At 54.7% G+C, this 13,923-nt stretch carries 12 protein-coding genes; 9 read left to right on the top strand and 3 right to left on the bottom strand.

Annotated features, from left to right (window positions below):
• Positions 1 to 2: 2 nt before the first annotated feature.
• On the bottom strand, positions 3 to 1,652 hold the full coding sequence (gene pgi, locus ACH518_RS07010) for a glucose-6-phosphate isomerase (protein WP_445372383.1): 1,650 nt from the start codon (positions 1,650 to 1,652) through the stop codon (positions 3 to 5).
• Between the two features lie 310 nt (positions 1,653 to 1,962).
• On the opposite strand from pgi, the gene ACH518_RS07015 reads away from it, so the two are divergent.
• The 4 genes from ACH518_RS07015 (at position 1,963) to ACH518_RS07030 (ending at position 4,829) form a co-directional block, all read left to right on the top strand.
• Entirely contained in the window at positions 1,963 to 2,556 is a 594-nt protein-coding gene (locus ACH518_RS07015; protein ID WP_278209651.1) for a hypothetical protein, read from the top strand.
• Between the two features lie 117 nt (positions 2,557 to 2,673).
• Positions 2,674 to 3,573, top strand: a complete 900-nt coding sequence (locus ACH518_RS07020) for a copper oxidase (protein WP_445372384.1) — start codon at positions 2,674 to 2,676, stop codon at positions 3,571 to 3,573.
• A 62-nt stretch (positions 3,574 to 3,635) separates the two neighbouring features.
• On the top strand, positions 3,636 to 4,061 hold the full coding sequence (locus tag ACH518_RS07025) for a YqaA family protein (protein WP_445372385.1): 426 nt from the start codon (positions 3,636 to 3,638) through the stop codon (positions 4,059 to 4,061).
• Between the two features lie 6 nt (positions 4,062 to 4,067).
• Positions 4,068 to 4,829 (top strand): hypothetical protein, encoded by a 762-nt coding sequence (locus ACH518_RS07030; protein ID WP_445372386.1) that lies wholly within the window; start codon positions 4,068 to 4,070, stop codon positions 4,827 to 4,829.
• On the opposite strand, the gene ACH518_RS07035 is transcribed toward ACH518_RS07030, so the two are convergent.
• Together ACH518_RS07035 and ACH518_RS07040 are read right to left on the bottom strand one after the other, a co-directional pair.
• Positions 4,830 to 5,381, bottom strand: a complete 552-nt coding sequence (locus ACH518_RS07035) for an MOSC domain-containing protein (protein ID WP_445372387.1) — start codon at positions 5,379 to 5,381, stop codon at positions 4,830 to 4,832.
• Between the two features lie 107 nt (positions 5,382 to 5,488).
• Entirely contained in the window at positions 5,489 to 6,217 is a 729-nt protein-coding gene (locus ACH518_RS07040) for a hypothetical protein (protein ID WP_445372388.1), read from the bottom strand.
• A gap of 535 nt (positions 6,218 to 6,752) precedes the next feature.
• Between ACH518_RS07040 and ACH518_RS07045 the strand changes: the two genes are divergently transcribed.
• From ACH518_RS07045 to ACH518_RS07065, 5 genes are all read left to right on the top strand, one after another.
• On the top strand, positions 6,753 to 9,560 hold the full coding sequence (locus ACH518_RS07045; protein WP_445372389.1) for a valine--tRNA ligase: 2,808 nt from the start codon (positions 6,753 to 6,755) through the stop codon (positions 9,558 to 9,560).
• A 4-nt stretch (positions 9,561 to 9,564) separates the two neighbouring features.
• Complete coding sequence (locus ACH518_RS07050) at positions 9,565 to 10,992, top strand: HDOD domain-containing protein (protein ID WP_445372390.1); 1,428 nt, start codon at positions 9,565 to 9,567, stop codon at positions 10,990 to 10,992.
• 3 nt (positions 10,993 to 10,995) lie between these two features.
• Positions 10,996 to 11,790 (top strand): response regulator, encoded by a 795-nt coding sequence (locus tag ACH518_RS07055; protein WP_445372391.1) that lies wholly within the window; start codon positions 10,996 to 10,998, stop codon positions 11,788 to 11,790.
• A 120-nt stretch (positions 11,791 to 11,910) separates the two neighbouring features.
• Complete coding sequence (locus tag ACH518_RS07060) at positions 11,911 to 12,450, top strand: PAS domain-containing protein (protein WP_445372392.1); 540 nt, start codon at positions 11,911 to 11,913, stop codon at positions 12,448 to 12,450.
• Positions 12,451 to 12,453: 3 nt separating this feature from the next.
• Complete coding sequence (locus ACH518_RS07065) at positions 12,454 to 13,923, top strand: methyl-accepting chemotaxis protein (protein WP_140910539.1); 1,470 nt, start codon at positions 12,454 to 12,456, stop codon at positions 13,921 to 13,923.

Genomic DNA, 13,923 nt, shown 5'->3' on the forward strand with positions numbered 1-13,923 from the left:
GGTCAAGTCCCTTGAGAAGTGCGCAACCGTTTGTAAGCGTTGATCAGACCGTTGGTGGAACTGTCGTGGTCGGTCACCGTTTCGTCGTTTTTCAATTGCGGCAAAATGGCCTTGGCTAGCACTTTGCCCAATTCCACACCCATCTGGTCGAAGGAATTGATGTTCCAGACGACGCCCTGGACGAAGATTTTATGCTCGTAAAACGCGATCAGCATGCCCAGTGTGCGTGGCGTCAGTTTTTTGAACAGGAAGGCGTTGGAGGGCTTGTTGCCTTCGAATATCTTCGAAGCGATCAAGGCGTCGTCCAGGTTGGGCTCGTGGCTTAAATCGTGGCGCACTTCGGCTTCGGTTTTGCCGCGCATCAAGGCTTCGGCCTGGGCCAGAAAGTTGGAGATCAAGATATCGTGGTGGTCGGGGAGGTCGTAATGGCTTTGCGCCGCCGCCAGAAAATCGCCGGGGATCAGTTTGGTACCTTGGTGGATCAACTGGAAAAAGGCGTGCTGGCCGTTGGTGCCGGGTTGGCCCCAGATGATCGGTCCGGTGTTGTAATCCACCTTTTCGCCGTTGATCGTCGCGCTTTTGCCGTTGCTTTCCATGTCGCCTTGCTGGAAATAGTCGGCGAAGTATTTCAAGGATTGCGCATACGGCAGAATCGCGTAGGTTTCGGCTTCGAAGAAGTTGTTGTACCAGATGCCGAGCAGGCCCATGATCACCGGGATGTTTTGCTCGAACGGCGCACTACGGAAGTGTTCGTCGGCCAGATGCGCGCCCATCAGCAGTTCTTCGAAATTATCCATGCCGATGTACAGCGCGATCGACATGCCGATCACCGACCATAACGAGTAACGGCCACCGACCCAGTCCCAGAACTCGTACATGTTCTCCAGGTCGATGCCAAATTCCTTGACTTTGGCCTCGTTGGTGGAAATCGCGACAAAGTGTTTGGACATGTGTCCCTGCTCTTGCGCCGCTCTCAGGAACCAGTCGCGGGCCGAGCGGGCGTTGGTCATGGTCTCCTGGGTGGTGAAGGTTTTCGAGGAAATCAAAAACAGCGTGGTTTCCGGGTTCAGCGGTTTTAAGGTTTCGACGATGTCGGTCTGGTCGACGTTGGACACGAAATGGGCCTTCAAACCCTCTTTGCCGTAAGGAGCCAAGGCAGTATCAACCATTTTCGGGCCCAAGTCGGAGCCGCCAATACCGATATTGACGATGTCGGTGATTGTTTTGCCGGTGTAACCGGTCCAGGCGCCGGAACGGACTTGTTCGGTAAACACTCGCATTCTGGCCAGCACCTGGTTGATTTCCGGCATGACGTCCTGGCCGCGGAAATAAATCGGCTTGTTGCTGCGGTTGCGCAATGCGGTATGCAACACGGCGCGTTTTTCCGTGGTATTAATGATGGAACCGGAAAACATGGCTTCGGTCTTTTCCGAGAGCTGGGCGCGGTTGGCCAATTCGATCAACAGCGGCAGAGTCCGATCGGTGATCAGATTTTTTGAGTAGTCGAATAACAGATCGTTGAAGGTTATCGAAAACTTGTCGAATCGCTTGGGATCTTTGTCGAAGGCATCCTTCATGCAAAATTTGCCGGCAATCTCGCGGTGGTGTTGCTTGACGGCGTTCCATTCGGCAGAGTCTACTAATTTGGACATATGATTTGGTTGTTAATTGACCAGAGAGGTTAATTCGGTGGAAAAGATCGGGCGGAGGCTTTTCGAGGAACGGATCATAACCCCATTATAAGGATTGTCTTTGGCTGCTGACAAAAAAAATTAAGCAACGAATAGTGCCCGCCAAGTATGGAACGCCAACCTTTCTTTGCCTAGGGCGATGTGCTAGAGTTAGCCATTGTTTCGATCCAAATCAGGCATTTAGATTCGCCGGCGACGAAAACAGGTTTCATGCATAACCACATGAAAGATAATAAAAATTAAAGCATTTACTAATACAGGAAGGGGATTTATGAAAAGCTCTCGCATGATAAAAAACGGTTTCCTGGGCTTGCTGGGCCTGGTTTTTTCTGCGTCGGTTTGGGCGCACGGCGGTGCGGCCGGTACCGATACCGACCAATGTAAGTTCGAACTGGAAAAAGACCACTGGATCCACTATACGGCTTATCAGCCCAAAGCTTATCCGGCCGAAGAATTTTGCGGCAATATTCCCGACACCGGTTCGCTGACCCAATTGGTCTTCGATTACCAAGACCAACGTTACCGCGGTATGGCCGTCGAATTCGAAGTCACCAAAGAGCCGGAAGGCAAACGCGTATTCTTCCAGGCTGCCGAAAAACACAAATCCGGCACCGTGGTATTGAATCTGCCTGAGGGCGTGCCCGAAGTCGGCAAATACCTGATCCACATCACTCTGTTGCAAGATAGCGGCGAACGTTTGGATGCCCACATGAGCTTCAAAGCGGGTGGCGGCCAACCGACCAGCAAAGGCAGCTATGGCCTGTATGCATTGGTTCTGTTTGCCGGTCTTTACATCTTTTATTTGTCCAATGCCGGTTTCAAAAGCAAAGTTGACGGCATGCTCGGTAAAGCCAAAGAATTTTAAATGTTGACCCGCCCTTTGTCGGCCAAGCCGGTAGAGGGCGGATGCAGTAATCCACTAGTAAAACCCGCGGTTTGCGGTAGATTCATGATTCACCAACGCCTCACAGGTACTCGCGCCATGGTCAAATTTCTTTCACTAGCTTCTTTAGTCTGCGCTCTGTCGGTCTCGACTGTGTCTGCAAAGGAGGTTCAGGATCATAACCAGATGATGAACCACGGCGACGGACATTTGATGGATATGGACGGTGCGATGGTGATGGGCCAAAACACCGACACCCTGCCGGGCGGATGTGAAAAAATCGCCGCCACCAAGGAAATCACCGTGCGGGCCGGACACAAGTATTCGGAAAAATTTCCCGGCACCATGTTCGCGTTCGACCAGCAGGAATACCAGTTCGAGCCTTGCACCAAGCTGACCGTGCATTTCATCAACGAAGACGAAATACGCCACCAATGGATGATGCATGGCCTGCCTAAGTATTTATACCCAAAAGGCATGTTCCATCTGGAAGTCAGCGGACCGGGTAAAGTGTCCGGTACCCTGATCTTGCCGCCGGGCGATAAAACCTATTTGGTTCACTGCGATATCGCTCAGCACATGGAAAAAGGCATGAAAGGCCAGTTAAAGGTCGGTAAAGGCGGTGAAGATTTGCCGAGCATTCCGGGTGTCACCGCAAGCATTTTTCCAGACGATTACAGCGGTAAGCCTTACGATCCAAAGGTCGACGCTCCAGTAACTCCAGCGCCGGTTGCGGCGCAACCGGCGGCGGCCAAAGCCGTTTCGGCTCCGGTTCAGTCTGACGATTCAATCGTTTCCGGCGTTACCGTGATCGGCCTGGCCATCGGCTTGATTGCCGCACCTTGGTTGTCAAAGCGCTTTGCCGGCATGAGTGCCGGGGAAATCGTCGCGACGATTCTGGAGCAATCGGCGCATCTGGTTGGCTTGGTTGTGCAACTGATTAGCAAACTGGTGAAAATGGTCTCCGGCAAAAACGCTATCGCTCTGCCGGACAAATAGGCCACATGAGCAAAAGCCCCTGAAGCTTTGCGGTTTCAGGGGCTTTTTTATGGGACACGGAAATGCAATTCGAATCCTGGGGCCTGTTGGGCTTGTTCGCCAGCGCATTTATTTCGTCGACGGTCGCGCCTGGCGGTTCCGAAGCGGTGTTGGCTTACTTGGTCAGCCAGCAGCAAATTCCGGTAATCTCGCTGGTGGCCGTAGCCACAGTCGGCAATACCCTGGGGGCGCTGACCACCTGGTGGCTTGGATTGTGGGCGGCCGGCAAATATCCAGCCGAGACTGTGTTGGCTAGCGAGCGGCAGCGTTCGTTGCGCGCCGTGCGCCGCTGGGGCAGTTGGGCTTTATTGTTCTCCTGGTTGCCGCTGGTCGGCGACGGCTTGTGTTTCGCGGCCGGTTGGTTGCGTTTGTCCTGGTTTTCTTCGCTGCTGGCGATCTTTTTCGGTAAAGTGTTACGTTACCTCGCCGTGGCTTACGCCTTTATTTGATCCGCTATGAGTTTTTTTTCGCTACCCCATTTTCCGCCAGTCGATAGCTCAGCCGAGCACCGCCGCCGCGATTACCAAATCGCCGGATTCACCTTTGTGACTACGACGATTTGTTTGACCATGGATGGCTTCGCGCCGCAATTCATGCAATACGTGCTGGCTTTGTTCGGCTGGCTGTTTTTGTTCGCCTGGCTACGCGGCGAGTGCAAATACGTCCGTACTCAAGTGGCGGTTGCGGTGACGTTTGCTTTAATCGGCGAATATTTTGCTTCAGTCTACATGAAGGGATACATCTACCGTTTCGGCAACGTACCGGCTTATGTGCCGGCCGGCCACGGTTTAGTCTATTTGACTGCCGTCGCCTTGGGCCGCTCCGGTCTGTTCCAGCGCTACGCGCGGCGTATCGCTGTTTTCGTCGTCGCGGCTTGCGGCAGTTGGGCGGCCTGGGGCTTGAGCGGTTACACTCGGCCCGATGTGATTGGCGCGGTACTGTTTATCGTGTTCTTGGGCTACCTGTTCAAAGGCCGTTCGCCGATGGTTTACCTTGGTGCCTTTTTCATTACCTCGTGGTTGGAAATCGTCGGCACCAGCGCCGGGACTTGGGCTTGGGCCGAGATCGATCCCGCCTCGCATCTGCCGCAAGGCAATCCGCCCAGCGGCGTGGCCGCTTGGTATTGTCTGGTCGACGCGGTGGCGATTGCCGGCGCCGGGCCGCTGCTGCAAGTATTAAGTAAAACGGCGCTGGTACTGCAACGGCAACGGGCTTGATCAATCCGGGCGGGCGGTTTTTCCGGGCAGCGTTCTGACTGCGTGCAAACTGACGCGGTCGCCGATTCGGATCACGCCGCCGGCTAAGATTGTCGCAGTCATGCCGCCGTGGCCGCGCAAGGCGTTGTAACTGCCGGCACCTAATTCTGCCGCCATTTTCGAGCACGGGTCGCAAGGTCCGGTGATTCGAATCCTGACTTCGTCGCCGATGACCCATTCCAGTTGCGTATCCGGAAACGGCGAGCGCATGCCGACCAGATTCAAGCCGGAGATTAGCAGATTCCGCCGCAGCCGGAGCGGGTCCAGGTAGTCGAGTCCGCACCAACCGGCGACTAGCGGCAGGTGTTCGACTTGAAATAGCGTGATCTCGCGTTTCGACGATTGTCGTCCGGATTGTTTGGCGGCCGAGCGGCGGTCGCCGAGCAAGCCGCGGCCGGGTTCGGCGACGGCCTTGCTGACCGAAACCGCCGGTTCGCCGCGCGCCGGACGCAGAATAATTGCTTCGATACACCCGTCCGTAGCGAATTGTTGGCTGAGAGCGGAAAGGGTCATGATAGAGCTTGGGAAGGTAACCGAGGTCACCTTGGCGTGACCGTACCAATATACGGGTCGATCGCTCCGATGGCGTTTCCGCAATCGGAGCCAGGGCTTTAAAAGGTCTATACCGAACGGCGGCTACGAACCAAGAAGCCAGCCAAGGCAGAGCCGAACAACCAAACGGCGCCAGGCAACGGGACGGCGCTCACGCCATAATCAACTGCACCGATGCCCGTCCACCATGGGCTGGTCCATTCAATCCGATAGCCGCTGCTCGACGTCAAACTGTTGAAACTGAATAGATTCGATACATTACCTACGCCGATCAGTCCGGTAAATTCATACACCGGCACGGCTACGCCCAACTCATAGACTTTGACGGTCTCGGTTTTGCCGGGTGTCCCCGCCCATGAGCCAAGGCGAAAGCTATTCAAGGTTACGCTACTACCCCCCACCGCGGCGAGCTCGACTTCGGCTTTATCTCCCCCACTCTGGTTTCCGTTCCAAGCGGCAAACGGGAGCTCGTCATAGCCGCCAGGCCAGGTTCGCAGGCTGCTGGTATGTTTCCCTGTGTTGTCGTAATAGCGATAGGAAACGTCTACTCCAGCCTGGTCGCCGTAGGATTGATTGATGGGCCCGACACTACCGACTGGCAACAAGGGGCCTAAGCCGAAAGGATCGTTGCCAGCACTAGCAACTTGCTTGGTGGTGTAATCGAAATCCAGGACCGACGCCTGGCTGGCCGGTGAGGTGAAAATGCAAGCGGCGCCCAGGATCGCTAACAGCGAACGATTTCTGGCTCGGCGAGACATGATGTTGGCGGAATGAATGGTTGGTTTACTGTTTGGCATCTTTCGCTCCTGTAAAAAAAATCGACACAATCTACGACACGCTACATGATCTTGGCAGCGTAAAACCGTGCATAGCAGAGTTAGAGTGGTGGCTTTACATGCGTAATCACCACAGATCGACTAACGCCAATCTGACAGCACATATTGAGCCAACTTATCAATTCAACCTCGGCTTAGACATTGCTGACAGTCAAAACATGATTACTCGAGTTTTACAATCAACCTCAAGTGGCCTGGGCTGATGAATTCGTGGCAATCCAGACCAGTGTTCGAGAGAATTGGCTGACGCGATATCTGTCGTGCAGTTGCTGGACTCAGCCTTACGCCACTCCGTTAAGCCAATTTTTGGCTTGAGAACATGCAGGCTGACTGGATGTAAACATTTACGACAAAGTATTTTTACCGAATGCCAAACTGTCGGCCGCCAGCACGACTTTAACGCACCAAGCGGCTGATAAAGTTGTGAAATGCCAGCCCGCAGCGAATTTACGGGTAAAATAACTTCATTTAAACCCACGCCGATTCAACTCGAAAAATGGACAAAACCTATTCCCCGCACGCAATCGAACAAAGCTGGTACAAAATCTGGGAAGAAAACGGCTATTTCGCCGCCAACCGCGACGGTGCATCGTATTGCATCATGATCCCGCCGCCCAACGTTACCGGCAGCTTGCATATGGGACATGCGTTTCAGGACACCATCATGGATGCGCTGACCCGCTATCACCGGATGAAGGGCCATAACGCCTTGTGGCAACCGGGAACCGACCACGCCGGCATCGCCACCCAGATGGTGGTCGAACGCATCATCAATGCCGACGGCAAAACCCGCCACGATTACGGCCGCGACGCCTTCATCGAAAAAGTCTGGGAGTGGAAAGAACAATCCGGCGGCACCATCACCCGCCAGTTGCGGCGCATGGGCTCATCCTTAGATTGGGACAAGGAACGCTTCACGATGGACGACGGCATGTCCGCCGCCGTGCAGGAAGTGTTCATCAAATTGTACGAAGAGGGCCTGATTTACCGCGGCAAACGTTTGGTGAACTGGGACCCGGTGTTGCACACCGCGGTGTCCGACCTGGAAGTGTTGTCGGAAGAAGAAAACGGTTCGATGTGGCACATGCGCTATCCGCTGTCCAATGGCACCGGCCACTTGATCGTGGCGACCACCCGCCCGGAAACCATGCTCGGCGACGCGGCGGTAGCGGTGCATCCGGATGACGAACGCTACAAACACCTGATCGGCGAACTGGTCGAGCTGCCGTTGACCGGCCGCTTGATTCCGATCATCGCCGACGACTACGTCGATCCGGAATTCGGTACCGGCTGCGTCAAGATCACCCCGGCTCACGACTTCAACGACTATGAAGTCTGGTCGCGCCACAAGCAAATGAACGTGATCGCCGACCAACCGCACGGCGGCTTGATCAACATCTTTACCGTCGATGCGGCGATTCGAGGTAATGATGACGGCTTTAACATCATTCCCGAGGCCTATATTGGTCTGGATCGTTTCGAAGCCCGCAAACGCATCGTCGCCGATCTGGACGCCCAAGGCTTGCTGGAAAAAATCGCCGATCATAAGTTGATGGTGCCGCGCGGCGACCGTACCGGCGCGGTGATCGAACCCTTCCTAACCAACCAGTGGTACGTCAAAATCGCCCCGCTAGCCAAGCCGGCCATCGAAGCGGTCGAAACCGGCGCGATCAAATTCGTGCCGGACAACTGGAAAAATACCTATTTCGAATGGATGCGCAACATCCAGGACTGGTGCATCTCCCGGCAAATCTGGTGGGGTCACCGGATTCCGGCCTGGTACGACGATAAGGGCAATACCTACGTCGGCCATTCCGAATCTGAAATCCGCGCCAAGCACGGCTTGGCCGCCGATTATCCGCTGCAACAGGATGAAGACGTGCTGGACACCTGGTTCTCGTCGGCGCTGTGGCCGTTCTCGACCCTGGGCTGGCCGGACCAAACTCCGGAGTTAGCCGCACATTACCCGACCAGCGTACTGGTGACCGGTTTCGACATCATTTTCTTCTGGGTAGCGCGGATGATCATGATGGGCTTGAAATTCATGGGCGATGTGCCGTTCAAGGAAGTCTACATCCACGGCCTGGTGCGCGACGCCGAAGGCCAGAAAATGTCCAAATCCAAGGGCAACGTGTTGGATCCGATCGACATCATCGACGGCATCGAGCTGGATGCGTTGGTGGAAAAACGCGTGTCCGGCATGATGCAGCCGCATTTGGCCAAGAAAATCGAGCAAGCCACCCGCAAGCAGTTCCCGGACGGCATCCCGTCCTACGGTACCGATGCGCTGCGCTTTACTTTCGCCTCGCTGGCTTCGACCGGCCGCGACATCCGCTTCGATTTGCAGCGTACCGAGGGCTACCGCAACTTCTGCAACAAATTGTGGAACGCGGCGCGCTACGTGTTGATGAATACCGAAGGCCAGGACAACGGCGTCGATTGCGCCGAGTGCCGCTACAGCCCGGCCGATCATTGGATTTTGTCCCGACTGAACCGCACCATCGCCGACACCCGCAGCGCCATCGATAGCTATCGTTTCGACCTGGCGGCACAGGCGATTTACGAATTTACCTGGAACGAGTACTGCGACTGGTATCTGGAGCTGGCGAAAATCTCGCTGCAAAGCGACGATGCACTGCTGCAACGCGGCACCCGCCAAACCTTGTTGCGAGTCCTGGAAACCGTGCTGCGCCTGGCGCATCCGATCATGCCGTTCATCACCGAGGAAATCTGGCAACGGGTCGGGCCACTAGCTGGCGTCACAGCGGCAACCATCATGCTGCAGCCGTATCCGGACAGCGATACCACCGCCATCGACACCGCAGCCGAAACCCAAGTGCAATGGGCGATGGATATCATCCTCGGTATCCGCCGCATCCGCGGCGAGATGAACATCGCGCCGGGCAAGCCGTTGAATGTGTTGTTGCAAAACGGCTCCGCGACCGACCAAACCAATCTTAAAGAATTGGAAAGCTATCTTTTAAAGCTGGGCCGACTGGAAGGCATCGTTTGGTTGAACGCCGGCGACAACGCGCCGGAATCGGCGATTGCGCTGGTCGGCGAGATGAAAATTCTGATCCCGATGGCCGGCTTGATCGACAAAGACGCCGAACTGGCAAGGCTGGACAAGGAAATTCAACGCATCGAAAAAGAATTGCCGCGCATCGAAGGCAAACTCGGCAACGCCGCGTTTGTCGACAAGGCGCCGCCTGAAGTCATTGCCAAGGAGCGCGAGAAACTGGCCGGTTTGCAATCCTCGTTGACCAATCTGAAGGAACAGTACGCCAAAATCAAAGCCTTGTAAGCCGATGGGCGGACCACAAAAAGCCCCGGAAAACCTGGAAGACTGGACGGAGCTGTTGCGCGGCCAGGAAATGCCGATTTTCTCCAACACCGCGCACAATATTTATGCGGCGTTGGATGATCGCAAGAAAGGGGCAATGGAGTTGGCGACGGTGATTCTGCAAGACCCCAACCTGACCGCCAAGGTGCTGAAAGTCGGTAGCAGCCCGTACTACAATCCGTCCAAGCAGAAGATGAGCACCGTTTCGCGGGCTATTGTCGTGTTGGGTGCCGAAATCATCCGCGAATTGACGCTGGCATGTTCGTTTTTCGAAGCGATTTTGTCGACCAGCGATAAAAATCGGGCCAACCGGGAGATCGCCAAGGCTCTGCATGCGGCGGTCCAGGCCAAGAATCTTGCGGTCGCCGTGGGTGATATTTCGCCGGAGGAGGTGTTTGTTGCGGCCCTGCTGCACAATCTCGGCCACGTCGCGTTTTGGTGTTCCAGCGATCCGCATTCCAAGCAGGCGCACGCGAAACTCGAAAAATGCGGTTTGAGCGGCGCGGAAGCCGAGAAAAAAATCCTCGGCTTTTCGTTGCGCGATCTCGGCAAAAAGCTCAGCAAGTCCTGGAGCCTGGGTGGATTGATCGAAGAAGCGATCGCCAAACCCGATTCTGCGGACAAACGGGTGCAGATGGTCAAGTTGGGTCACGATATCTGCCAAGCGTTGCAGGCCGGCCCCGATTCGCCGCTAATGACCGCTTGTCTGACTAAGTTCAGCGAGCTCACCCGGCTGCCGCTACCGGAAATACGTGCCAGAATCGAGAAAAATACCCAAGAGGCGGCGCTGATCGCCCGCCAATTCGGTGCGGACGATGCGTCGCGCTTTATCAAAGTCGATGCGGTGGCCGACGAAACGCCGGTCGAAGAAGCGTTCGACAAGAAGCAATTGCAGTTTCAGATCCTGCAGGATATCAGCAGCCATATCAGCGGCCAAATCAACCTGAACCAGTTGTTCGAGATGGTGCTGGAAGGCATCCATCGCGGGGTGGAAATGGATAGGACCTTATTCATGCTGCTAAGTCCGGATAAACAGGCGCTGAACGAAAAATTTTCCTTGGGTTGGCGCAAACCGGTTCCGGAACAGAAGCTGCGGATTCTGAATTCGGAAAATTCCACCAATTTGTTTTTCAACGCCCTGCGCCAAACCGAAGGCGCCTGGCAATTTCCGGAGCAGCATCCCGGCCTTTATACCCCCCAAATCGTGCAGCATATCGGCCGCCACGAATGTTTTGTCTTTCCGATTCGGGCCGAGAACAAGATGGTCGGTCTGATCTATTGCGACCACTCCATTCATGGGCTACCTTTAACCCGCGAAGATTTTATCGCCGCCAACCATTTCGCCAAGCAAGCTCATATCGGCTTGACTCTCTACTGTATGAAGGGCCATTAATCCATGACCGATCGCGAGCTGTCGAATCTCCAAGTGTTTCTGGTGGAGCCGTCCCACACCCAACAGCTCATCATCATCCAATATTTACAGAGTTTCGGGATCAGCGACATCATTTGCGTCGCCAGCGGCCGGGAGTTGTTTCAGGGTTTGCAGCATAGCCGGCCCGATTTGGTGGTCAGTGCGATGTATTTGCCGGACATGACCGGTGTGGAATTGGTTCACGCCTTGCGCGAGGACAGTGCCTCCTACGAAATGGCCTTTTTGTTGATTTCCAGCGAGACCAATATCAAATACCTGGAGCCGATACGCCAAGCCGGTGCGATTGCGATTCTGCCCAAACCGTTCGGTCGCGAAGCCTTGCGTACGGCCTTGCAGTCCACGCTCGAATACGTGCATCCGGAAAAGCTCGGGCTGGAGCATATCGATATCGAAGACTTGCGGGTGCTGCTGGTCGACGACAGCGATTTTTCTTTGAAATATCTGACCAAGGTGTTTAACAACATCGGCGTTGACCAATTGACCGTTGCCCACGACGGCAAACAAGGCTTGCAGCTTTTCAGCCAGCACTATTTCGATCTGATTGTCACGGATTACAACATGCCGGAAATGGACGGCTTGCAATTGGTCGAACATATCCGTAACCATCCGGAGCGAGGCTCCACGCCGGTCCTGATGGTGACCAGCGAACAGAACCAAAGCCGGCTGGCCGCTATCGAAAAATCGGATGTGTCTGCCATTCTCGACAAGCCGTTCGAACCGGCGTCGATCAAGCGGTTATTGATTAATCTGCTGAATTGACCCATTCCCGCAGGCGTGCGGATATTTCACGACGCACACGGCAAAAAGCGGCATTTGCGTACCCCCCAAAACCGGAAATTCAGCTAGATTTAGTAATGTTATTTCCTGAACGGTGCGCCCATGAAACCCGGAATTACTCCCAACAATCATGAAAAAAAACTGGGCGACGAGGATTTTATCGTCTCCAAAACCGACCCTGCCGGGCGAATTACCTACGCCAACCGGATTTTCATGGAGATTGCCGGCTATCCGGAACACGAACTGCTCGGCATACAGCACAACATCATTCGTCATCCCGACATGCCGCGCGGCGTATTCCGATTTATGTGGAATACCTTGAAAGCCGGCGACGAGTTTTTCGGATTCGCTAAAAACCTGTGTGCCGACGGCGGTTACTATTGGGTGTTCGCCAACATCACGCCCGACTACGACCGTAACGGCAAGTTGCAAGGTTACTATTCGGTGCGGCGCAATCCGCCGCGCTCGGCGTTGGAGGTGCTGATTCCGATTTACCGGGAGATGCTCGCCATCGAAAAGCGCAGCTCCGCCAAGGATGCCCCGGACTTATCCCTGGCGTACCTTCTGGATCAGGTCAAGCAAACCGGGGCTAAGCATTACAACAGTTTAGTGCTCAACCTGTACAAGCCCAACGGAGTTTAAGCGATGAGTTCCAATGCCAACATTCCGTTTTTAAGAACCAAGCTGAATTATGCGGTAGCGGCGATACTGGTCTCGGCGCTGGGTGCCTTGGTTTACTCCGTGATCATGTTCGGTTTTTCCTGGATCATGTTGCTGCTGTTATTGCCGTTGCCGCTGGTGGCTCTGATCGCCTGGCAGACCGGCAGACAAAGTCTGCTGGTGTTGGAGCGGATGGAGCAAGTGCTGAAGCATACCAATGACGGAGAGCTCTACCATCGGGTCACCAAAACCCGCGGCATGGGCGAAATCGGCAAGGTGGCCTGGGAGTTGAACGAGACACTGGACATCATGGAATGTTATTTCAAGGAAATCAGTACCTGTTTCAGTCATGCCTCGCAAGGTAACCATGAACGCTATGCTCTGGTCGACGGTTTGCCGGGTTTGCTGAAGCAGTCGGCCAAAAACATGAATGCGGCGATCAAGTTGATGGACGAAAACGACCAGCTAATGATCAAAAACCGCTTGTCGGCCGGCTTGCACGCGCTGAATACCTCCAATTTGCTGACTAATCTGAAAGGCAACCAAAACGATCTGATCAATATCACCGAGCAGATGCAAAAGGTGGAGAGCATCGCCACCGAAACCGGACGCAACGCCGACGATAGTTTGGCCACTGTAGAAACGATCAGCCACTCGTTGGCCGATATCAATTCCAACGTGCATTCGGTGTCCGACGTGATCGGAGCCTTGATCAGCGACAGTAAAAAAATTACCGAATCCTTATCGATGATCACCGGGATTGCCGACCAAACCAACCTGTTGGCATTGAACGCGTCGATCGAAGCGGCACGGGCCGGGGAACACGGTCGTGGCTTTGCGGTGGTGGCGGACGAGGTGAAAAACTTGTCCGAGCATACCAAGGACGCGGCAATGGAAGTCTCGAAGACGCTGAGGGCCTTTAACTCGCGCGTCGAACAAATGCATGGAGAAGCCGAAACTTCAGCGGCCATTTCGCAGGAGATCATGGCCCAAGTCAGCTCGTTCCGGCAACAGTTTTCCAACCTGTCGCAATCCGCCAAAGCTTCGCTGGGCTTTATCGCCTACGCCAAGGACAAATCCTTCGGTTTGCTGACCAAGTTGGACCATATCATCTACAAGCAGAACGGCTATATTTCGATAGAAACGCCTAGCGATTGTCCGCAACGTCAGGCCATTATGGTCGACAACCATAATTGCCGATTGGGCAAGTGGTATTACGAAGGACTGGGCTACGAATCTTTTCGGCATACCGCGGCTTACGCCAAACTGAACCAACCGCATGCCGACGTCCACACCACAACCCAGCGCGCATACCAAATCTCACGCGGCAAGTGGCAGGAAGATCAAGCCATGCTGAACGAAATCATCCATCAGATGCAGTTGGCCGAAAACGCCAGCGCCGACGTTATGCTGATGATCGACGCCATGGTCGAGGAAAAGCATAAAGGTAGCTGA

This window comes from Methylomonas sp. HW2-6, from assembly GCF_052474525.1.

What these genes read in the sequence shown, in the direction of transcription:
- pgi (WP_445372383.1), bottom strand. Translation starts at nt 1,652, where the DNA reads ATGTCCAAATTAGTAGACTCTGCCGAATGGAACGCCGTCAAGCAACAC.
- ACH518_RS07015 (WP_278209651.1), top strand. Translation starts at nt 1,963, where the DNA reads ATGAAAAGCTCTCGCATGATAAAAAACGGTTTCCTGGGCTTGCTGGGC.
- ACH518_RS07020 (WP_445372384.1), top strand. Translation starts at nt 2,674, where the DNA reads ATGGTCAAATTTCTTTCACTAGCTTCTTTAGTCTGCGCTCTGTCGGTC.
- ACH518_RS07025 (WP_445372385.1), top strand. Translation starts at nt 3,636, where the DNA reads ATGCAATTCGAATCCTGGGGCCTGTTGGGCTTGTTCGCCAGCGCATTT.
- ACH518_RS07030 (WP_445372386.1), top strand. Translation starts at nt 4,068, where the DNA reads ATGAGTTTTTTTTCGCTACCCCATTTTCCGCCAGTCGATAGCTCAGCC.
- ACH518_RS07035 (WP_445372387.1), bottom strand. Translation starts at nt 5,381, where the DNA reads ATGACCCTTTCCGCTCTCAGCCAACAATTCGCTACGGACGGGTGTATC.
- ACH518_RS07040 (WP_445372388.1), bottom strand. Translation starts at nt 6,217, where the DNA reads ATGCCAAACAGTAAACCAACCATTCATTCCGCCAACATCATGTCTCGC.
- ACH518_RS07045 (WP_445372389.1), top strand. Translation starts at nt 6,753, where the DNA reads ATGGACAAAACCTATTCCCCGCACGCAATCGAACAAAGCTGGTACAAA.
- ACH518_RS07050 (WP_445372390.1), top strand. Translation starts at nt 9,565, where the DNA reads ATGGGCGGACCACAAAAAGCCCCGGAAAACCTGGAAGACTGGACGGAG.
- ACH518_RS07055 (WP_445372391.1), top strand. Translation starts at nt 10,996, where the DNA reads ATGACCGATCGCGAGCTGTCGAATCTCCAAGTGTTTCTGGTGGAGCCG.
- ACH518_RS07060 (WP_445372392.1), top strand. Translation starts at nt 11,911, where the DNA reads ATGAAACCCGGAATTACTCCCAACAATCATGAAAAAAAACTGGGCGAC.
- ACH518_RS07065 (WP_140910539.1), top strand. Translation starts at nt 12,454, where the DNA reads ATGAGTTCCAATGCCAACATTCCGTTTTTAAGAACCAAGCTGAATTAT.